Source organism: Pseudomonas sp. FFPRI_1 (assembly GCF_055384485.1).
Map to the genome: position 1 here is coordinate 3,224,625 of NZ_AP029168.1, position 19,325 is coordinate 3,243,949.

The 19,325-nt window shown below is 64.9% G+C and carries 19 protein-coding genes; 9 read left to right on the forward strand and 10 right to left on the reverse strand.

Features of this window, described 5'->3' with window-relative positions:
* The first annotated feature begins 841 nt into the window (after nucleotides 1-841).
* The gene (locus ACZ5BO_RS14440) at nucleotides 842-1,378 is read left to right on the forward strand and encodes a DUF4174 domain-containing protein (RefSeq protein ID WP_464700590.1); all 537 of its coding nucleotides are present in this window, start codon (nucleotides 842-844) and stop codon (nucleotides 1,376-1,378) included.
* Between the two features lie 66 nt (nucleotides 1,379-1,444).
* Here ACZ5BO_RS14440 and ACZ5BO_RS14445 read toward each other — a convergent pair whose 3' ends face one another.
* Nucleotides 1,445-2,620 (reverse strand): aspartate aminotransferase family protein, encoded by a 1,176-nt coding sequence (locus ACZ5BO_RS14445; RefSeq protein WP_025131310.1) that lies wholly within the window; start codon nucleotides 2,618-2,620, stop codon nucleotides 1,445-1,447.
* Nucleotides 2,621-2,722: 102 nt separating this feature from the next.
* Between ACZ5BO_RS14445 and ACZ5BO_RS14450 the strand changes: the two genes are divergently transcribed.
* A complete protein-coding gene (locus tag ACZ5BO_RS14450) occupies nucleotides 2,723-3,643 on the forward strand; it encodes a LysR family transcriptional regulator (protein WP_025131309.1) in 921 nt (306 codons plus the stop codon).
* Here the strand turns inward: ACZ5BO_RS14450 and ACZ5BO_RS14455 are convergent.
* Genes ACZ5BO_RS14455 through ACZ5BO_RS14465 form a run of 3 tightly spaced genes read right to left on the reverse strand, consistent with a single transcriptional unit; the run spans nucleotide 3,640 to nucleotide 5,409 of the window.
* Entirely contained in the window at nucleotides 3,640-4,146 is a 507-nt protein-coding gene (locus tag ACZ5BO_RS14455; protein WP_025131308.1) for an NUDIX hydrolase, read from the reverse strand. The genes ACZ5BO_RS14450 and ACZ5BO_RS14455 overlap by 4 nt on opposite strands.
* 8 nt (nucleotides 4,147-4,154) lie before the next feature.
* Entirely contained in the window at nucleotides 4,155-4,862 is a 708-nt protein-coding gene (locus tag ACZ5BO_RS14460; RefSeq protein ID WP_464700593.1) for an NUDIX hydrolase, read from the reverse strand.
* A gap of 1 nt (nucleotide 4,863) precedes the next feature.
* Nucleotides 4,864-5,409, reverse strand: a complete 546-nt coding sequence (locus ACZ5BO_RS14465) for an adenylyltransferase/cytidyltransferase family protein (protein ID WP_464700595.1) — start codon at nucleotides 5,407-5,409, stop codon at nucleotides 4,864-4,866.
* A gap of 182 nt (nucleotides 5,410-5,591) precedes the next feature.
* Here ACZ5BO_RS14465 and ACZ5BO_RS14470 point away from each other — a divergent pair, with 182 nt between their 5' ends.
* From ACZ5BO_RS14470 to nadE, 3 genes are read left to right on the forward strand one after another with little or no spacing between them, the layout of a single operon-like run.
* Nucleotides 5,592-6,239, forward strand: coding sequence for a nicotinamidase (locus ACZ5BO_RS14470; RefSeq protein ID WP_025131305.1), 648 nt, complete (start codon nucleotides 5,592-5,594; stop codon nucleotides 6,237-6,239).
* 10 nt (nucleotides 6,240-6,249) lie between these two features.
* Complete coding sequence (gene pncB, locus ACZ5BO_RS14475; RefSeq protein ID WP_464700598.1) at nucleotides 6,250-7,479, forward strand: nicotinate phosphoribosyltransferase; 1,230 nt, start codon at nucleotides 6,250-6,252, stop codon at nucleotides 7,477-7,479.
* A 1-nt stretch (nucleotide 7,480) separates the two neighbouring features.
* The gene (nadE, locus tag ACZ5BO_RS14480) at nucleotides 7,481-8,308 is read left to right on the forward strand and encodes an ammonia-dependent NAD(+) synthetase (protein WP_464700600.1); all 828 of its coding nucleotides are present in this window, start codon (nucleotides 7,481-7,483) and stop codon (nucleotides 8,306-8,308) included.
* 408 nt (nucleotides 8,309-8,716) lie between these two features.
* Here the strand turns inward: nadE and ACZ5BO_RS14485 are convergent, their stop codons facing one another.
* From ACZ5BO_RS14485 to ACZ5BO_RS14510, 6 genes are all read right to left on the reverse strand, one after another.
* A complete protein-coding gene (locus ACZ5BO_RS14485) occupies nucleotides 8,717-9,184 on the reverse strand; it encodes a hypothetical protein (RefSeq protein ID WP_025131303.1) in 468 nt (155 codons plus the stop codon).
* Nucleotides 9,177-9,587 (reverse strand): GFA family protein, encoded by a 411-nt coding sequence (locus ACZ5BO_RS14490; RefSeq protein WP_025131302.1) that lies wholly within the window; start codon nucleotides 9,585-9,587, stop codon nucleotides 9,177-9,179. The genes ACZ5BO_RS14485 and ACZ5BO_RS14490 overlap by 8 nt, the downstream gene beginning before the upstream one ends.
* 231 nt (nucleotides 9,588-9,818) lie before the next feature.
* On the reverse strand, nucleotides 9,819-11,132 hold the full coding sequence (locus ACZ5BO_RS14495) for an NAD(P)/FAD-dependent oxidoreductase (protein ID WP_464700603.1): 1,314 nt from the start codon (nucleotides 11,130-11,132) through the stop codon (nucleotides 9,819-9,821).
* A gap of 138 nt (nucleotides 11,133-11,270) precedes the next feature.
* Nucleotides 11,271-12,635 (reverse strand): glutamine synthetase family protein, encoded by a 1,365-nt coding sequence (locus ACZ5BO_RS14500; RefSeq protein ID WP_464700605.1) that lies wholly within the window; start codon nucleotides 12,633-12,635, stop codon nucleotides 11,271-11,273.
* A 643-nt stretch (nucleotides 12,636-13,278) separates the two neighbouring features.
* A complete protein-coding gene (locus tag ACZ5BO_RS14505) occupies nucleotides 13,279-13,938 on the reverse strand; it encodes a methyltransferase family protein (RefSeq protein WP_464700607.1) in 660 nt (219 codons plus the stop codon).
* A 92-nt stretch (nucleotides 13,939-14,030) separates the two neighbouring features.
* On the reverse strand, nucleotides 14,031-14,927 hold the full coding sequence (locus ACZ5BO_RS14510) for a LysR family transcriptional regulator (protein WP_464700609.1): 897 nt from the start codon (nucleotides 14,925-14,927) through the stop codon (nucleotides 14,031-14,033).
* 161 nt (nucleotides 14,928-15,088) lie between these two features.
* Here ACZ5BO_RS14510 and ACZ5BO_RS14515 point away from each other — a divergent pair, with 161 nt between their 5' ends.
* The 4 genes from ACZ5BO_RS14515 (at nucleotide 15,089) to ACZ5BO_RS14530 (ending at nucleotide 19,226) form a co-directional block, all read left to right on the forward strand.
* Nucleotides 15,089-15,730: a hydrolase gene (locus ACZ5BO_RS14515; RefSeq protein ID WP_464700611.1), complete on the forward strand. Its 642-nt coding sequence runs from the start codon at nucleotides 15,089-15,091 to the stop codon at nucleotides 15,728-15,730.
* A 133-nt stretch (nucleotides 15,731-15,863) separates the two neighbouring features.
* On the forward strand, nucleotides 15,864-16,691 hold the full coding sequence (locus tag ACZ5BO_RS14520; protein ID WP_025131296.1) for an alpha/beta fold hydrolase: 828 nt from the start codon (nucleotides 15,864-15,866) through the stop codon (nucleotides 16,689-16,691).
* 73 nt (nucleotides 16,692-16,764) lie between these two features.
* Nucleotides 16,765-17,343 (forward strand): antibiotic biosynthesis monooxygenase, encoded by a 579-nt coding sequence (locus ACZ5BO_RS14525; RefSeq protein WP_464700613.1) that lies wholly within the window; start codon nucleotides 16,765-16,767, stop codon nucleotides 17,341-17,343.
* A 32-nt stretch (nucleotides 17,344-17,375) separates the two neighbouring features.
* Nucleotides 17,376-19,226, forward strand: coding sequence for an amidohydrolase (locus ACZ5BO_RS14530; protein WP_464700615.1), 1,851 nt, complete (start codon nucleotides 17,376-17,378; stop codon nucleotides 19,224-19,226).
* The last annotated feature ends 99 nt before the right edge of the window (nucleotides 19,227-19,325 follow it).

The window sequence follows — 19,325 nt, forward strand, 5'->3', positions numbered from 1 at the left end:
TTATCTTGTAACAGGCTGTCCGTGCCGCGCCGCACTATAGTTCGACGGGCAATCAAAGAACAAGTAGTTCGGTGTCGTGAATATTTGTTTCAGGTCAATATTCGAACAAGTTCGATATGCCCTGTGCTACTTCGTGGTCCGGATAAGTATTCGCTACTGTGTCGCCGGTTGTTCTCGGTGGGCTCCGAGCCTGGGTTAGCTTACCCGGGCAAAGGAGGGCGAGGGCTATAGACTGCGGTTCTGGCTTATTGCCTGCCTGTTTTCTGGCGTTCAAAAAATGACGCGCTGTACATTCAACTCCATTGTTGGAAGTTGTAATTGTCCAGTCGCTTCGTGGCCGGTGCGGACATATCGAGAGTGTTGGCAAGTATCACTTCAATGGCAGTGTTGCAAGTTGACCACCAGTGATCTTGCGTTGACGATGATTGTCTTTTGCAATATTCACTCAACTATAAAACTGTGCACTCGGTGGCAATTGGCACTCGCTGCATCAGTGTCTTCCAGGCACTAGGGAGTGCTACCCGTTGCGCTGTTGACAGGTCGAGTCGCCTGGATCCCGTGAGCGATCCCAGTGATGGTTTGCCGTGAGGCCGAGCATGGGAACCCTGGACCTGCGCGGCTGTTCCAGCGGCGGAATCCGGGCTAAATGCAACAAAACCTTGCTGCGAACAGTTCGCGGGTCGCCGCGCAAATGGCTGCAGCCCTTGTCGGGTGCGGCGTGGGCAGGTGGGGAGGGAAGCGGCGCGGTCGCGGCCAAAAAAATGTCAGATTTTGAGTCCCGGCCTGGACCTTTTCTCGCAATGCGCAATCATTACAGCGTGGAAAACATAAGGAGAGACGCATGTTCATTCGGTCATTGACCCTCGCTACTCTGCTGGCTGTTGCCGGTCCCATCCTGGCTGCCGATAACGATGGCCCCTTGACCCAGGACCTGGGCAAGTCCCGGCCGCTGATCGTGATCGCCCCCAGCACCGTGGACCCGACCCTGGTGAGCCTGAAGAAGTCCCTGGACGAACCGGCCACCCGTCAAGCCTTCAACGAACGCAACATGGTCCTGTACACGGTGATCAACACCATCGGCCAGCGCGACGGCAAGGACATCGACCCGCAATCCACCATGGCCCTGATCCGCAGCCTCAAACTGGGGGCGAGCGGCCAGACCAAGGTGATCCTGGTGGGCAAGGACGGCGAGAAGAAGCTCGAGCACTCCGGGGCCATCGAGCTCAAGGAAGTGTTCGCTGCCGTCGACCAACTGCCGGCCACCGAGAAGCAGGCCGCCGCCCCAGCCCCGGCCCCCGAGCCGGAAGCCAAGCCGGCCAATGCCAAGGCCGGCAAAGCGGCCAAGCCGGCTGCCGCGCCCAAGGCCCTGGACGACTGAACAGGCTTGCCGGGGGCGGGCCTGGCCCGTGCCCCGGTGGTCTGTCCGCGGGGCGGACGGCCTGGCTCACAGCTGGTTCAGGGTCTGGCACAGGCCGTGAACGATCATTTCCACTTCCGACTCGTCGATCACCAGCGGTGGCAGCAGGCGGATGGTCCTGCCCCGGGTGACGTTGATCAGCAGGCCGTGGTCCCGGGCGGCGATCTGCACCAGGCCACTGGCCGGGCTGGCCAGGTCGATGCCGATCATCAGTCCCAGGCCGCGAATCTGCAGCACCCCGGGATGCCCCTTGAGTTCTTCGCCCAGCCGCCGCAGGAGCAGCGCACCCTGACGCTCGGCGTTGGCCAGCAGGCCTTGCTCCTCGATGATCTCCAGCACCGTGCAGGCCACCCGGCAGGCCAGGGGATTGCCACCAAAGGTGCTGCCGTGGCTGCCCGGGGTGAACAACTGGGCGGCCTTGCCCCGGGCCAGGCAGGCGCCGATAGGGATGCCGTTGCCCAGGCCCTTGGCCAGGGTCATCACGTCCGGCACCACGCCTTCGTGCTGGCAGGCGAACCAGCGACCACTGCGACCGATGCCGCTCTGGATCTCGTCGAGCATCAGCAGCCAGTTGCGCCGGGTGCAGAGTTCACGCAGGGCTTTGAGGTAGCCCGCGGGTGCCAGCTGGATGCCGCTCTCGCCCTGGACCGGTTCCATCAGCACCGCGCTGATCCGTGGGCCATGCTCGGCAGCGGCGGCCTCCAGGGCCGCCAGGTCACCGAACGGCACCTTGAGGAAATCCCCCGGCAACTGACCGTAGGCCAGGCGCACCGCCGGCCCGTCGCTGGCCGACAGGGTGCCCAGGGTACGACCGTGGAACCCGTTCTCCATGACCACCACCAGCGGTTGCTCGATGCCCTTGTGCCAGCCGTGAAGGCGCGCCAGCTTGAGCGCGGTTTCGTTGGCCTCGGCCCCGGAGTTGTTGAAGAAGGCCCGGTCCATGCCGGCCAGGGCCGTCAGCCTGGCCGCCAGTTGCTGCTGCCAGTCGATGTTGTACAGGTTGGAGGTGTGCAGCAGCAGGCCGGCCTGTTCGCTGATGGCGCTGACCAGCCGGGGGTGGGAATGGCCGACTCCGGTCACCGCCACGCCGGCGATGGCGTCCAGGTATTCGCGGCCGGCCTGGTCCCAGAGTCGGGTGCCCAGGCCCTTGCAAAAGCTCAGGGACAGGGGCTGGTAGGTGCTCATCAGGCAGGCGGCGCTCATGGCGGGTAACTCCATCTCGGGTGGGTGTGGCGCCAGTATCGTTAGCCACCGGAGCTAGATAAACTCGTCATTTCTTTAATCATCTTCAAGTCAGGGTTGATAATGGATCTGTTCCAGGCGATGTCGGTGTACGTCAAGGTGGTGGAGGCGGGCAACATGACCGCGGCGGCCCGTGAATGCGGCCTGTCCACCACCATGGTGGGCAATCACCTCAAGGCCCTGGAGCAGCGCCTGGGGCTGCGCCTGCTCAACCGCACCACCCGCCGCCAGCGCCTGACCGAGTTCGGTACCGAGTACTACCAGCGCTGCCTGGCGGTGCTGGGGTTGGTGGCGGATTCCGAGCGCTTGGCGGAGCAGGTCCAGGACCAGCCTTCCGGCACCTTGCGCATCACTGCGCCCTTGACCTTCGGCACCGAGCGCCTGGCCCCGGCCCTGAGCGAATTCCTCCAGCGCTGCCCCCTGGTCAAGGTGGAGCTGACCCTGGCCAACCAGCGCTTCGACCTGAGCGACGGTACCTTCGATGTGGCCATCCGCCTGGGTAGCCTGGACACCGCCTCGCTGATCGCCCGGCCCCTGCAGGACTACACCCTGACCATCTGCGCAGCGCCGGCCTACCTGGAACGGTGTGGCACTCCTCAAGTGCCGGACGACCTGCGCCAGCACAACTGCCTGGCGTTCGCCTATCCGGCTGGTGACGAGTGGAGTTCCACGGCCACCCAATGGCCTCTGCGCGGGCCCGAGGGCGACCTGCTGATTCCGGTGTCCGGTTCATTGCTGACCAACACCTCGTCCGGCCTGCACCGCGCAGCGCGAGGCGGCCTGGGGCTGGTGATGATGCCCGACGCACTGGTGGAGGAGGACCTGCAACAGGGACGGCTGGTGCCGGTGCTGCAGGACTACCAGTTGCCCCTGCGGGCGATGCACTTGTTGTATGCCCAGGACCGTTACCGCCTGCCCAAGCTGCGCAGCTTCGTCGATTTCGCCCTGGAGAAATGGGGCCGGCCAGAGGTCGACAGAACCTAGGCCGACTCGCTGGCCAGCAGCATCAGCGCCGCCGACAGGGTGTGCCCATCGGTGATCTTGCCGGCGGCAACCATCGCCAGCAGCTCCTGGCGGCTGACCCACAGCAGCGCGTCGACTTCGCCATCGGTAGCGGCGCCATCCTGCTCGGCGATCTGCACCTGGCACACCGCGACCGCGCTGGCGATCAGCGAAGTATTGCTGTGCAGCAGCCCCAGCTGGCGTACCGCCGTGGCCTGCCAGCCGGTCTCTTCCAGCAATTCCCGAGCGGCGGCCGCGCAGGGCGTTTCCCCGGCGTCGATGGCGCCTCGGGGAAACTCGATGGACTGGCCGCCGATGGCCCGGCGCCTGAGGTCCACCAGCATCAGCCGGCCATCGGCCAGGGTCGGCACGGCCACTACACCGTTCACCGCCTGGGCTTCCTTGATGATGAAATAGCCCTGTTCGCGGACCACCTTGAAGTAGGGGGTTTCCAGCAGGCACTGGTTGTCGGGGATGGAACTCATGGGGGGTATCACTCCAGAAAACAACGATCGAACAAGTACAGTTCGCCAGGCTTGAGGTGTTCCACGGTGGCCTGTGGCCGGCCGCCGTCGCCGCTTTTCTTGCGCCCGGTTTCACGCAGGTAGGCGGCCTCGGTCATCTTCAGCAGGCGCTGGCGGATGCTGGTCTTGAGCACCGGCCGCTGCAGCACCAGGGAGAAGATGTTCACCGCTTCCGGGGCGCTGAACTCGTTGCCGAGAAACATCAGCGGCAGGCTGCTGTACAGGGATTTGGACAGCAATCGCTCATGGGCCTGGGCCACCAGGCTGTTGTGGTCGAAGGGCAGCTTGAAGGCACCGCTGGCGACCTCGGCGAGGGCGAAGAACCCCTGCTGCGCGGCAGGCTCCACGGGGTCGCTGACAATCCCCAGGTAGAAGGTCGAGGACGACCAGCAACGGGGGTCGCGAAAGGCGTCGCCAACTGTGCCCACCTGTTCCATCCAGGCCACCGGCAGGTCGACCTTGGCCGAGCGCCGCAGACGCTCCACGGCATCGTTCAGGCTGCGGTCCTCGACATCGCCGTTGACCACGATGCCCGGCAACGCCCAGTGCCCGGCGAAGGGTTCGGTGTCCCGTTGGTGCAGCAGGATTTCCAGCTCGCCGCGCTCGCGGTTGTAGCGCAGCAGGCACAGGTCGATGGTGTGCAGGTAGGCGCTGGGGAGGGGAGGACGGTGGTGCATATCAATTTCCGTGGACGGCGTAGAGGCCGTAGTTTAGCGGATTCATCCCCGGAGCCAGCCATTGACTGGGCGGTGTTTCGCCGCGGGCCAGGCATTGGCGCAGGACGCTGCTGCGCACCCCGGGCTGTTCTGCGATGCACAGGATGGAGAAGCGCCGCAGCAGCTCTTCGCCGCGATGGAACCTGGGCAGTTGCTGAGCCACGTCGTTGCCCACCACCAGGGCGATGCGCTTGCCATCCAGGGCCAGGTCGTCCGCCAGGCGTTGCAGCAGGGTGTAGCTGTAGACCGGGCCGGGATCGGCCAGGGCCAGTTGCTGTTCCAGGCGGCTCACCGCCAGTTCCGCCGGACTCTCGGGTTGCAGGTGGGCGGTGATGGCCTGCAACCAGCGGGTTCTTTGCCTGAAATCGGCCATCTGTTTGCCATCCGGATGGCGGAAGCTGGGGACCACCAGCACTCGCCGGGCATGCCGGGCGGCTTCGAGCATCACCCGGGCATGGCCGGCATGGGGCGGGTTGAAGGCACCGCCGTAAAGCGCCAGTTCAAACATCGGCTTTCTCTCTATTAGTACACGACATGTACCTTATCATCGGTTTTGTGTCTGGGGAATAACCTTGTTCATATTCCTATTTGGTTGGGGTTGTTGTTTAAGCCGATAAAAAACTTGGTGGATGGCTTGCACTGAAAGTACATGACGTGTACCTTTTGTTCCATGCAGAGGAGAGAACCCCCATGAACAGTCCCGTGATGAAGACCGCTTCCTTCGATGTCGATGCGCAAAAAAGCTTCACCCCGCTGTGCCCGGACGAGTTGCCGGTGGCCGAGGGCGAGCGCATCGGTGGCGAGCTGAATTTCATGGCGACCCTGGCCAGCCTGCGCATCGGCAGCAAGGACGCCCACAGCCCCCAGGCGCCCTGGGTGGTGGCCGAGCACCAGCAGATGCTCCAGCCCACCGGCCTGGAACACGCCGACCTGACCTGGGTCAGCCACTGCGTACCGGGCACCGAAGGTTTCACCTTGCTGGACGAGCTGCCTACGCCCTATGACTACGACTACTTCGTATGGAAGGGCGTGGAGCCGGACCTGCACCCCTACGGCGCTTGCTACCACGACCTGCACGGCAAGCTGTCCACCGGGGTCATCGAGTACCTCAACAGCCAGGGCGTGCAACGGGTGATCGTCGGCGGCCTGGCCCTGGACTTCTGCGTCAAGACCACCGCCCTGCAACTGGCCGCCGCCGGTTTCAAGGTAATCCTGCACCTGCCGGCCTGCCGTGCCATCAGCGAGGCAGGCGCCACCCAGGCCATACAGGACATGCAGCAAGCGGGCATCGCGGTCGCCGCGACTCGTGAAGAAACCGCCAGATTGGCCAGCGTTTAAGGAAAGCCCCATGGAAAGTGCATTCGATCGCAACAACGGTGTCATCCAGAGCTTGCTGGACACCGACTACTACACCTTCACCATGATGCAGGCGGTACTGCACCAGCACCCCAATGTCGATGTCGAGTACCAGTTCATCGTCCGTTCCAAAGAGTCCCTGGTGCACCTGATCCCACAGATCCGCCAAGAGCTGGAGAAACTGGCCAATCTGCAGATGCGCGAGGGCGAGCAGCGCTTCCTGTTCAACCGCAAGTTCCGCGAGTACCTGACCCCGGACTTCGAACAGTTCCTCGGCCTGTTCCGCTTCAATCTGCGCTACATCCACGTGAGCACGATCGACGGCCAGTTGAGCATCCGCGTCCGCGGGCCGATGTTGCACTGCATCATGTTCGAGCAGCCGGTGCTGGCCATGGTCAGCGAGTTGCGCAACCGCGATAAATACCCCGATGTGGAGCTGGCAGACGTGACCCGCCGGCTCTACCAGAAATTCGAATGGCTGGAGAAAAACGCCAGCCGGGAAGAGCTCGCCGAGTTCCGCGTCTCGGACTTTTCCACCCGTCGGCGCCTGTCGTTCAAGGCCCAGCGCGAAGTGGTGAAGATCATGCGCAGCGATTTCCCCGGGGTCTTCGTCGGCACCAGCAACGCCCACCTGGCCTATGAGTTCGACCTGCCGCTGATCGGCACCATGGCCCACCAATGGCTGATGGTGCACCAGCAACTGGGACGCCTGCGGGAAAGCCAGAACGCCGCGCTGGAGAACTGGGTTCGCGAATACCGCGGCCGCCTGGGCATCGCCCTGACCGATTGCATCAGCACCGACTTTTTTCTTAAGGACTTCGACCTGTACTTCGCCAAGCTGTACGACGGCCTGCGCCAGGATTCCGGGGACCCGATCCAATGGGCCGACAAGGTCCTGGGCCGCTACCGCGAGCTGGGCATCGACCCCAGGACCAAGGACCTGATGTTCTCCGACGGCCTGAACTTCGAGAAATGCCTGCCGATCCTGCGCCACGTGCGCGGCCAGGCGAAGTTCGGTTTCGGCATGGGCACCAGCCTGGCCTGCGATGTCGAAGGCGTCGAGCCGCTGAGCATCGTGATGAAACTGGTGCAGGTGCATGGCGAGCCGGTGGTGAAGTTCTCCGACGACCCGATCAAGAACGTCTGCGAAGACCCATCGTTCCTCAAGTACGCGGCCCAAGTGTTCAACGTCAACCTTGCCCACTCGCCCCTGGAGGCCTGATATGAGCAGTCAAACCCAAGCGCGCATTGCCCGGGAACTGGGTATCGACCGGCAACTGGTGCCGGGCGGCGAGGGCGCGGAGATCGCCCGGCGCATCGACTTCATCAAGCAGGTACTGGAGGACTCGGGCTGCCAGACCCTGGTGTTGGGCATCAGCGGCGGCGTCGATTCACTGACAGTCGGGCGTCTGTGCCAACTGGCGGTGGAACAGTGGCGGGAGGCAGGACGGGAGGCGCAATTTATAGCGGTGCGCTTGCCCTACAGGATCCAGGCCGACGAACAAGACGCCCAGGCGTCCCTGGATTTCATCGGCCCGGACCAGATCACCACCAGCAACATTGGCGACTGCGTCGATGGGCTGATGGCCCAGGTACGGATCGACGGCCTGCAACCTTCGGCAGCCCTGACGGATTTTGCCAAGGGCAACGTCAAGGCCCGGGCGCGGATGCTGGCCCAGTACGCGATTGCCAACTTCAGCAACGGCCTGGTGGTGGGCACTGACCATGGCGCCGAGGCACTGATGGGATTCTTCACCAAGTACGGTGATGGCGCCTGCGACCTGGCACCGCTCTCGGGGCTGACCAAGAGCCAGGTGCGGATGCTCGCCGATGCCCTGGGCGCTCCCGCACACCTGGTACGCAAGGCGCCCACGGCGGACCTTGAAGAGCTGGCTCCGGGCAAGCTGGACGAAGACGCCTATGGTTGCAGCTACGAAGAAATCGACGCCTACCTGATGGGCCAACCGGTGCCCGATAGCGTGCGGCAACTGATTGAAAGCGCCTACCGGCGCACCGCCCACAAACGCGCCTTGCCACGTACTCCCGCCTGACCCGACGCCTTCGCCGGCAAGCCGGCTCCTACCCCGTTACCCCCAGTCTGCAGGGGCTGACTTGCCAGCGAATGAGGCCCGCAAGAGCGCCTTCGCCGGCAAGCCGGCTCCTACCCCGTCACCCCAGCTTGCAGGGGCTGACTTGCCAGCGAATGAGGCCCGCAAGGGTGCCTTCGCCGGCAAGCCGGCTCCTACCCCGTCACCCCAGCTTGCAGGGGCTGACTTGCCAGCGAATGAGGCCCGCAAGGGTGCCTTCGCCGGCAAGCCGGCTCCTACCCCGTCACCCCCAGCTTGCAGGCGCTGGCTTGCCAGCGAATGAAGTCCGTTAGAGCGCCTTTGCCGGCAAGCTGGCTCCTGCTTCATTACCCCCAGCCCTGTAGGCGCTCTGCCAACCCCGGCACAAGCCCTTCAGTCCGGCCATTTCCTCAAGCTCGCCCGGCACTCTTCAAGCAGCTCGGGCATATGTTCGCGCACGTCCTGCCAACCCAGCATGCCCAGCAACTCACGCGCCTCTTGGCGCAGGGGCAGCCATTGCGGGTGTTTGAAGCCGTTGTCCTCCAGCGTCACCCCGTAGGCCTCTCGGCACAGCGCTTCACAGCCGCTCAACAGGGCCTGCAGGCGCGGATGCAGAGTGGGCGCCAGGTACGCCGGAAAGTGCTTCACGAAGCCCTCGAGATAATCCAGGTGGTTGGACCACAGGCCACACTCGGCGCAGCAACCGACCTCCGTGCGCTGGCGGTCGGCCTCCGCGGCCAGGAACTCCAGGGCCGGGCCCAGCTCTCCCAGCAGGATGATCTTTCGGTACTGGTCCTGGCCGTACCAGGTCCAGACATTCGAGGCCAGGGGGGCGCTGCAGTGGGACGGTGTTTCACTCATGCTGGCTGTCTTTCTCTTGCGTCGCCGGCACAGGCTCCCAGCCCTCGGGCCAGCGGTCGCTGAACGAATGGCTGTCCGGCATCAGGGCCGGGTCGCGGTTTTCGTCGAAGCAGCCCAGGAGCAGGGCAATGGTCGGCTGATCGTCGATGGCCCCCAGGGAGCTGCCGCATTCCCGGCAGAACGCCCGGCTTGAATAGTCCGACGATCTGAAGGTCGCAGGGACGCCTGCGGGGCCGGTCCAGCGCACCTGGGTGCTGGGGAACTCGACCCAGGCCAGGGTCAATGCACCGCTGTGCCGCTGGCACAGTGTGCAGGAGCAGGTATGGGGATTGGCGGCCGGGCCCCGGGCCTCGAAGCGGACCTGCCCGCACAGGCAGCCGCCCTGGTACAACAGGTGGTTCATGGCTGATTCTCTGAACATGCGGCGCGGGTGGCCGGTGGGCGAATCTACCACGTCTGGCGTGTTTTCAAGGCACGGCAAGTCGCTGATCGAATGCGGTGGCCGCAGATTCAGGTGTAATCCACCGACTCTCTTCGGAGGGCTTTTTTTGCCCCGAACTGCGGCCCGGATCGCTTTCGCGGGGCAAGGGGCGAGTCAGCCTGGCGGGGTTACTGAGCGAACCCCGGGGCTGCCTCAGCGCAGTTTCTCCAGCATCTGGTAGTACCACATGCCGGCCGCCAGCATCGGGTTGCCCAGCAGGTCGCCGAAGGGCACGCGGATGTGCTGGCAGGCGGCGAAGGTGTCGTAGTGACCGAGGTGCCCGGTCAAGGCCTCGGCCATGATCTCGCCCATGATGTGGCTGGTGGCGACGCCATGGCCGGAGTAGCCCTGGCAGTACCAGACGTTGTCCGAGAGCTTGCCCAGTTGCGGGATGCGGTTGATCACGATGCCCATGGCGCAGCTCCACTGGAAGTCGATGGCCACGCCCTGGAGCGCCGGGAAGGTGCGCTCGATGCACGGGCGCAGCTCGCCGGCGATATCCCGGGAATCCTTGCCGCTGTAGTTGGCGCCACCGCCGAACAGCAGGCGGCCGTCGGCGGTCATGCGGTAGTAGTCGAGGACGAAGCGGCAATCGTAGACCGCCAGGTCCTCGGGGTTCAGGCGCTTGGCCAGGTCACCCAGCGGCTCGGTGGTGACGATGCCGCCCATGGCCGGGAAGATCTTGCCCTTGAGTTTCGCCGGCTCCAGCTTGTGGTAGACATCGCCGGCCAGCAGCACCTGGTTGGCGTCGATGCGCCCCTGGGCGGTGATCACCGCCGGACGCTCGCCGTGGACAATCTGCAGCACCTCGCTGTGTTCGAAGATCAGCGTGCCCAGGCTCTCGGCGGCGCGGGCCTCGCCGAGGCACAGGTTCAATGGATGCAGGTGCAGGTTGCGGGTGTTCTTGATCGCGCCGTGGTACAGGTCGCTTTCCAGCAGGCCACGCACCTGGGCCCGGTCCAGCAGGCTGACCTCGTCGCCCATGCCGCGGCGCACGGCCTCTTCGTAGTCGGCACGCAGGCCCGGCAAGTGGCTGGGCTTGTAGGCGGCATGCAAGTGGCCGTGCTTGAGGTCGCAGGCAATGGCGTATTTCTCCACTCGCTGCTGGATGATCCGGTGCCCGCGCCAGCGCAGTTGCCAGATGAAGTCATCGACTTCCTCGCCCAGGCTGTCGCGCATCTGCTTGCGCATCGCGGCATCGCCGGACAGGCTGCCGGTCACTTGCCCGCCGTTGCGCCCGGTGGCGCCCCAACCGATCTTGTGGCTTTCGACAAGGGCCACTTTCAGGCCGCGCTCGGCCAGCTCCACGGCGGTGGCGACGCCGGTGAAACCGCCGCCGATGATCACCACATCCACTTGATGGGTGCCTTGCAGGGTCGGGTAGTGAGTTTCCTGGTTCAGGGTGGCGCTGTAATAGCTGGGGCAGCGCTCGGCTGCCGGGGTCCGCGGATCGAAGGCGGCGGTCATGGTTGGATCCTCGTGAAAAAGTGAGCCGGGCCGCTGCGAGCAGGCAGCGGCCAGGGCCTGGAAATCTGGCGCTGGGCCGGCGGGCTCGGCGCTGCTTGAGCGCCCTTGAGCCGCGCACGGCAGATCGGTAACGGGGCCTCAGGCCTGGGTCAGGTACCAGCGCCAGTCCTGTTCACCGACTTCGGCCATGAACTGGCGGTACTCGGCGCGCTTGACCGCCAGGTACACGCCGAGGAACTCGCAGCCCAGGGCATCCCGGGCCCAGGCCGACTGCTCCAGGGCGACCAATGAGGTCAGCCAGTCGGTGGGCAGCAGTTCGCTGGCTTGGGCGTAGCCGTTGCCTTGGACCGGCTCGCCCGGGTCGAGGTGTTCGCGCAGGCCGCGATGGATCCCGGCGAGGATCGCCGCCGCGGCGAGATAGGGGTTGGCGTCAGCGCCGCAGATCCGGTGTTCGATGTGTCGGCTGTTGGCTGGACCGCCCGGTACCCGCAGGCTCACGGTGCGGTTGTCGACCCCCCAGGTGGGGGCCAGGGGCGCATAGCTGTTGCTCTGGAAGCGTCGGTAGGAGTTGGCGTTGGGGCAGAACAGCAACAGTGACTCCAGGAGCGAGGCAAGCATGCCGCCCACCGCTTCGCGCAGCAGCGGGGTGCCGGCGGGGTCTTCGGCGGCGAACAGGTTGCGGCCTTCGGCATCGGCGATGCTCACGTGCATGTGCATGCCGGTGCCCGCCAGGTGATCGAAGGGCTTGGCCATGAAGGTCGCCTGCATCCCGTGCCTGTGGGCCACGGCCTTGACCAGGCGCTTGTAGCGCACGGCCTGGTCCATGGCCGCCAGGGCGTCGCCGTGCTCCAGGGTGATTTCCACCTGCCCGGGGGCGTACTCGGAGATCGCCGTGCGTGCCGGAATGCCTTGCAGTTTGCAGGCCGCATAGAGGTCGGCGAGGAACGGCTCGATCTGCTCCAGTTCGCGCAGCCCATAGACCTGGGTGGTCCGTGGCCGGCCGCCATCGGCATCCAGGGCCGGTTGCGGGTGGCCTTGGGCGTCCCGTTTGCTGTCCAGCAGGTAGAACTCCAGCTCGCAGGCCATCACCGGGTGGTAGCCCTCGGCCTTGAGCCCGTCGATGACCTTGATCAACAGGTGGCGCGGGTCGGCGATGCTGGCGGGCAGGCCCTCTTGCGGGTGCATGCTGACCTGCACGGCTGCGGTGGGAATCTGCCGCCAGGGCAGGCGCACCAGGCTGCCCTCCAGGGGATAGGCACGGCAGTCGATATCGCCGACATCCCACACCAGCCCGGAGTTTTCCACGTCGTCGCCGTTGAGGGTCAGGCCGAGGATGGTGCTGGGCAGGGGCCTGCCGCTTTGGTACACCGCCAGCAGTTCTTCGCGGTGCAGCAGCTTGCCCCGGGGCACGCCGTTGGCGTCGAGGATGAACAGCTCGATCATGTCGATATCGGGGTTGGCGGCAAGGAAACGATGGGCTTCGTCGAGGGGAGCAAAATTCATGGATGACTCGCTTGCGCCGTTCAGGGCGCGCAGGTTTTCAGGTCCTGCAACGACGCCGCGCAGGGCTCGGTTGCAAGGGCAGAAAGCAGCTCGGGGAGCGACACGCCCGGGGGCGTGCGATCAGACCGTAGGCGAGTGATCCGGAGGGCGTGAGGAGTGGCGCAGGCGCGAGCGGCAGAGGGCCATGGGCAGGTTGACCAGGAGTTTCATGGGCAGCACCTGTCCGCCAGGGGCAAACCGATAACGCCGGGGCGCTCCTCATGAACCTCATGAGGCGGCTGGAGAAGGGCAAGCAAGGGCCGCAAGCACCGAGCGTCGACAGCACCACCGCTGCCACTGATGGGCGCGGAAGCTAATCTGTCGAATCCGTGAAACGGGCTCAGGTGAGGCATCGGCCAGGTGATCTCGCTGTCGAGTTCGTTGTGATTATTCTGGGCATGAACCGAGTGCCGAGGGGGCGGATAACGGGATCCGCGGCCCGGGGCGGATCAATACTGCAAGAATCCACTCGCCAATGTAAGGGGGGGAGAGGCCTCGATATCCCGTTCACGGGGTTGCTCTTTGGAGGAAGAACCCCGTGCCAGAGCCTCGCGAGAGGTCAACTCCCGGTGTGTAATTTATTTTACAGAAGGGCTTGCCGGGGTCAGTAGATGCCCGGCAGCAAGCGCCAGCTGCGGGCGCAGTACGCCTGGTAGTCGTTGCCGAAATGCCTCAGCAGCAATGCCTCTTCGGAACGGATCCTTGCGATCAGCGGGATCAGCGTCAGGGCCGCCAGCAACAGTCCCAGCCCCGAGCGAAACGCCAGGGCCCAGCCCACGGCATTCACCAGCAGGCCCAGGTAGCTGGGGTTGCGCAGATGCCGGTACAGGCCCTCGGTGACCAGGCGGTGGCCGGACTGGATCGCCACCAGGCCGCTGAAGCGCCGGCCAAGGATGAACACCGGCCACAGGCGCAGCACGCCACCGGCGATGAACAGCAGGGCGCCGAGCCAGCGCAAGCCCTCAGCGCCGAAGGTCCAGAACTCCACGCGATCGCTATAGGCCGGAAGGAAACCGCTCAACAGACCGATCACCCCGAACACCGGCAGCACCCAGCGGTTGCCCTGGTCTTCCTGTTCGCCGCTGCTCAGGTTGACTTCGCTGTACAGCGAAGCGACCACCATCAGCAGGGTGGCGAGGGCGATCAGGGTCAATGGTGGATGGCTGAAGAACCTGGCGAAACCGCCACTGCCGTAGATCGCCAGGCCCAGGTAGGCCAGGGCGCCGAGCAGGCTGGAGACGGCCAGTTGGGGAGAGATTTTCATGATCAGTGCGCACCTGTCGGGGACCTTCCTTGAGTGTAGGAGACCCGCTGCGCGCAGCGGCGGTCGTTGGTCCGCCAGGGCCGCGGGTGGTTTCAGGCCGGGGCCTGGTCACTGAGCTGGCTGACCAGGAAATCGATGAAGGCGCGGGTCTTCTGCGGTACCCGCCGCGCCGTGGGGTAGACCACGTTGATGCTGATGGGCGGCGCTTGCCATTCACCGAGCACCGGCACCAGGCGCCCGGCGGCCAGGGCCTCCTCGACGATGAAGTCCGGCAGCAGGGCGATGCCCATGCCGGCCTCGGCGGCCTGGGCCAGCAGGTCGCCATTGTTGGCGTGCAAGGGGCCGGTGACGTGCACCCGCTGCAGGTCGTTGCCGTTGCTCAATTGCAGGCTGACACCGCTTTGCAGGTAGCCGTAGTTGAGGCACTGGTGGCCGCTCAGGTCCTTGGGATGGCGAGGCATACCGGCCCGTTCCAGGTAGCCGGGGGAGGCCACCATGATCCGTGGCGCCGGTGCCAACTGGCGGGCCACCATGGACGAATCCACCAGGCTGGCGATGCGCAGGGTCACGTCGAAGCCGCCGCGCACCGGGTCCACCTGCTGGTCGCTGAGCACCAGTTGCAGCTCGATCAGCGGGTGTCGCTCATGGAACAGCGGCACCAGTGGCCCAAGCCGGCGCAGGCCGAAGGACATGGGGGCGTTGACCCGCAATACCCCGCGCAACTCGGCGACGCCGTCCCGGGCGCGCTGTTCGGCTTCGTCCACCGTCGCCAGCACCTCGCGGGCGGTCTCGTAGTACTCGGCGCCAGCGGCGGTCAGGTGCAGGCTGCGGGTGGTGCGTTGCAGCAACTGCACACCGATGGCTTCTTCCAGGGCCTGGATCTGCTTGCTGACCTTGGAGCGCGGCACGTCCATCGCTCGTGCGGCGGCAGCAAAGCCGTTCGCGTCGACAGTGACGACGAAGGCGCGCATGCATTCGATACGGTCCATTATTGTCCCTTTTTTGGAATCAATGATTCTCGATTTTAGGGAATTGTCCCTTTTTCAGCCAGCCCCTAAATTAGCCACCAAGCCGGGCACACCAGGGCGCCGCCGGCGCCATCAGCCGGTCATGTTCAAACCTCACTCTCTGACTGCAAAAGGAACTCGCCATGTCCATTCGTGAACTGCTGAACCCCAGCAACTCCGCCCTGATTCTCATCGATCACCAGCCGCAGATGTCCTTCGGCGTGCAGTCGATCGATCGCCAGACCCTGAAGAACAACACCGTGGCCCTGGCCAAGACGGCAAGGATCTTCAACGTGCCGACTCTTTTCACCTCGGTGGAAACCGAGAGCTTCAGCGGCTACATCTGGCCGGAACTGCTGGCGGTGTTTCCGGACCAGCAGTCCATCGAGCGCACGTCGATGAACTCCTGGGAAGACCGCAAGCTGGTGGCGGCAGTCAAGGCCACCGGGCGCAAGAAACTGATCATGGCGGCGCTGTGGACCGAGGTCTGCCTGACTTTCCCGGCCCTGGAAGCCCTGGCTGAAGGCTATGAGGTGTACATCGTCACCGACGCTTCTGGTGGCACCACCCAGGAAGCCCATGACATGTCTGTGCAGCGCATGATCCAGGCCGGCGCGGTGCCGGTGACCTGGCAGCAGGTGCTGCTCGAATACCAGCGTGACTGGGCCCACAAGGACACCTACGACGCGGTGATGGACCTGGTGCGTGAGCACAGCGGCGCCTACGGCATGGGCGTGGACTACGCCTACACCATGGTGCACAAGGCGCCCCAGCGTCAGCTGTAACCAAGGAGTTCGTCGGCCCAGGGGGCATTCGACCCCTTCGCCAGCGGGCCAGCTTCTACGCTTGCCCAAGGTTGCACAGTTCCGGATGCCATGGGTGTCCGGTGTTCCTCCCTCGAACCCAAGGACACTTGCAATGAGCACCTTCATCACCCGCGACGGCACCGAACTCTATTACAAGGACTGGGGCCGCGGTCAGCCCGTGGTCTTCAGCCATGGCTGGCCGCTGAGTGCCGACAGCTGGGAGGCGCAGATGCTGTTCCTGGCTGACCACGGCTACCGGGTCATCGCCCACGACCGCCGCGGTCACGGGCGTTCCAGCCAGCCCTGGGACGGCAACGACATGGACACCTACGCCGACGATCTGGCGCAGCTGATCGAGCACCTGGACCTGCAGCAGGCGGTACTTTTGGGCTTCTCCACCGGCGGCGGCGAAGTGGCGCGCTACATCGGTCGCCATGGCACCGCGCGCCTGGCCAAGGCCGGGCTGATCTCGGCGGTGCCACCGCTGATGCTCAAGACCGCGGCCAACCCCGGGGGCCTGCCGCTGGAGGTGTTCGACGGCATCCGCGCCGGCGCCGTGGCCGACCGCTCGCAGCTGTACAAGGACATCGCCAGTGGTCCGTTCTTCGGCTTCAACCGGCCGGGGGCCAAGGTGTCCCAGGGCATGATCGACAGCTTCTGGCTGCAGGGCATGCAGGCCGGGCACAAGAATGCCTACGACTGCATCCGGGCGTTCTCCGAGACCGACTTCACCGAAGACCTGAAGCAGTTCGACATCCCGACCCTGGTGGTGCATGGCGACGACGACCAGATCGTACCGATCGACGCCGCGGGCCGGGCTTCGGCCAAGCTGATCGCCAATGCTCGGCTGGTGGTCTATGCCGGTGCACCACACGGCCTGACCGACACCCATAAAGAGTTGCTCAACGCCGACCTGCTGGCGTTCATCCAGCAGGGCTGAGCTTGACTGTGTAGCGTCGGTGCTGCCGGGCCGCGCCCGACGCGATCCTCCTTCCCGCACTGTGGAGCCCTTGATGAATATCGAACTCACCGACGGTGTCGTGACCTTGCTGGTACGCCACCGGATCCAGAAAGGCCGCGACCAGGAGTATGAAACCTGGTTGCGCCAGATCATCGCCAAGGCCCGCAGCTACCCGGGGCACCTGGGGATCGACGTGGTCCGCGGCCACAGCGGCGGCCTCGGGCTGTTCACCAGCGTCCTGCGCTTTGCCAGCACCGAACAGCTGCAGCACTGGCTGGACTCCGCTGACCGCCGCGAACTGGTGCAGCAGGCCCAGCACTTGTTGGCCGACGGTGACCAGACCGAAATCAACGCCGACCGCGAGTTCTGGTTCACCCCCCAGGACAGCGGTGCGCCGACCCCGCCACCGCGCTGGAAACAAGCCTGCGTGACGTTCCTGGTGATCCTGCCGCTGAGCTTTCTGGTGCCGCAGTTGTGGAAGCCCGTGTTCACCCTGTTGCCCTGGCTGGGCACCTATGTGCCGGCCACGGTGCTGATCACCCTGAGCATCGTGCTGCTGGTGGTCTATGTCTTCATGCCCCGGGTCACCCGCCTGTTCAGCCGCTGGTTGCAACCGCGCGGCGCGGCCTGATACCCCTTGTGACCTTTATCCGGAGTAGTGCCATGAATACCAACGCAATTGCCGATCTGATCCTGTTCAACGGCCGCCTGCACACCGTGGACCGGGCCAAACCCCGGGCCAGTGCCGTGGCCATCAAGGACGGGCGCTTCATCGCCGTGGGCAACGACACCGAGGCCATGGCCCTGCGGGGCAGCGCGACCCAGGTCATCGATCTTCAGGGACGCACCGTGATCCCGGGGCTCAACGACTCTCACCTGCACCTGATCCGCGGCGGCCTCAACTACAACCTGGAGCTGCGCTGGGAAGGCGTGCCCTCCCTGGTGGATGCCCTGCGCCTGCTCAAGGACCAGGCCCAGCGCACCCCGGCGCCGCAGTGGGTGCGGGTGGTGGGCGGCTGGAACGAATTCCAGTTCGCCGAGAAACGCCTGCCGACCCTGGAAGAACTGAACCAGGCCGCGCCCGACACCCCGGTGTTCGTCCTGTACCTGTATGACCGTGCCTTGCTCAACCGCGCCGCGCTGCGAGTGGTGGGCTACGACCGCAACACTCCGAACCCGCCCGGTGGCGAGATCGTGCGCGACGCCAATGGCAACCCCACCGGCATGCTGATCGCCCGGCCCAATGCGATGATCCTGTACTCGACCCTGGCCAAGGGCCCCAAGCTGCCCCTGGATTACCAGGTCAACTCCACGCGCCAGTTCATGCGTGAACTCAATCGCCTGGGGGTCACCAGCGCCATCGATGCCGGTGGCGGTTTCCAGAACTACCCGGACGACTACCAGGTGATCAACGAGCTGGCGGCCAAGCAGCAACTGACCGTGCGCATCGCCTATAACCTGTTTACCCAGAAGCCCAAGGAAGAACTGGCGGACTTCAAGAACTGGACCAGCAGCGTCACCTACGGCCAGGGCGACGATTTCCTGCGGCACAACGGGGCAGGGGAGATGCTGGTGTTTTCCGCCGCCGATTTCGAGGACTTCCTCGAACCGCGCCCGGACCTGCCCCAGACCATGGAGCAGGAACTGGAGCCGGTGGTGCGCCACCTGGTGGAACAGCGCTGGCCATTCCGCCTGCACGCCACCTATGACGAATCCATCAGTCGCATGCTCGATGTGTTCGAGAAAGTCGACCGCGATATCCCGTTCAACGGCCTGCCGTGGTTCTTCGACCACGCGGAAACCATCAGCCCGAAAAACATCGAGCGGGTACGGGCCCTGGGTGGCGGCATCGCGATCCAGGACCGCATGGCCTTCCAGGGCGAATACTTCGTCGAGCGCTACGGCGCCAAGGCCGCCGAGATGACCCCACCGATCCAGCGCATGCTCGCCGAAGGCATTCCGGTGGGCGCCGGCACCGACGCCACCCGGGTCTCCAGCTACAACCCCTGGACCTCGCTGTACTGGATGGTCAGCGGCCGTACCGTCGGCGGCCTGGAGCTGTATCCCCAGGGCTTGAGCCGCGACACCGCGCTGGAACTCTACACCCACGGCAGCGCCTGGTTCTCCTCGGAACAGGGCAAGAAAGGCCAGATCAAGGTTGGCCAACTGGCGGACCTGGTGGCCCTCTCGGCGGACTACTTCAGCGTCGAGGAAGAGGCGATCAAGTGGATCGAGTCCCTGCTCACAGTGGTGGACGGCAAGGTGGTGCATGGGGCAGGGGAGTTCGACAAACTGGCCCCGCCGACCTTGCCGGTGACCCCCGACTGGTCGCCGGTGGTCAAGGTCCCGGGGCACTGGAAGCCTGCATCGCCACTGCTCAAACAGGTGCACCACTGCAGCGGGCCTTGTGCCGTGCACGCCCATGGCCATGAGCGGGCCCGTCAATCATCGGTGCCGGTGAGCGACTTCCAGGGCTTTTGGGGGTCGTTTGGTTGTTCGTGCTTTGCCTTCTGATACAACATCCAGCCCTTGCAGGAGCTGGTTCGCCGGCTCCTGCTGATCTCCCGTTACTGTGGTTGCGATGCCCCTCATTACCGAGAGATATCGACACTT